Below are 811 nucleotides of genomic sequence, written 5' to 3' on the forward strand. Positions count from 1 at the left end.
TTCTCTTTGAATGATATAAAGTAAACGGGAGAAAAACGGAGTAATTCTGAGATAATTTTAATTTATAGAGGGAGGTAGTAGTATTATGAAAAAAAAAACTTTAGAAGGCGTGGATGTAACTTCAGGATTATCAGAAAAAGCATTTGCTGAAAATGCTAATAATGCGAGACAAGGAATCATAGTTGTAGATTTAAATAAAAAATTAGATGACATAGGTTATATTTACTATGATGAACGTTTGGCAGGTACTATTCGTGATAGTATGTATACTCTTTATGACAAACCAACCAGCGTCACTACAAATTTCAATCTTGAAGTTGATCCTAACAGCGTAAGAAGCGACTTCAAATTTGAAGATGTCACCCCGTTGTATTTAGGACATAATGAATTCAACAATACAACAGACACAGAGCAATCGTTTAATACAGTCACCTATACTAAAACAGTAACAGAAACTACTAGTACTTCGATGACAAGAGGATTTTCTATCAATGGAAAAGGAAAAATTTTTAAGTTGCCATTGATTTTAAAAGAAGGTACGGAAGTAACAGGTGTGTTTAACTCTTCTGATACAAAAACTACTACAAATACAGAAACCATAACGTTGACTGCACCAGCACAAAATGTAAAAGTACCAGCTCATAAAAAGTATAAAGCAACTACTTATCTTGAACAACAGAGTTACAAAGGTCCTGTTTACTATAAAGCAGTGGGTAGTAACCTTCGAACAAATATCACTAGCGTTGCATTAAATTATGAAACTAAAGTCAAGCAATAATTATTATTTCAAGATTATGAATAATGTTAATTT

General features: G+C 31.8%; 1 protein-coding gene. It reads left to right on the top strand.

From position 1 onward, the window contains the following. The first annotated feature begins 85 nt into the window (after positions 1 to 85). Positions 86 to 778, top strand: coding sequence for an ETX/MTX2 family pore-forming toxin (locus tag Q1A47_RS20505; protein ID WP_166531067.1), 693 nt, complete (start codon positions 86 to 88; stop codon positions 776 to 778). The last annotated feature ends 33 nt before the right edge of the window (positions 779 to 811 follow it).

Source organism: uncultured Virgibacillus sp., assembly GCF_947495635.1.
In the GTDB taxonomy this organism is placed as follows: Bacteria; Bacillota; Bacilli; order Bacillales; family Amphibacillaceae; genus Virgibacillus; species Virgibacillus salarius.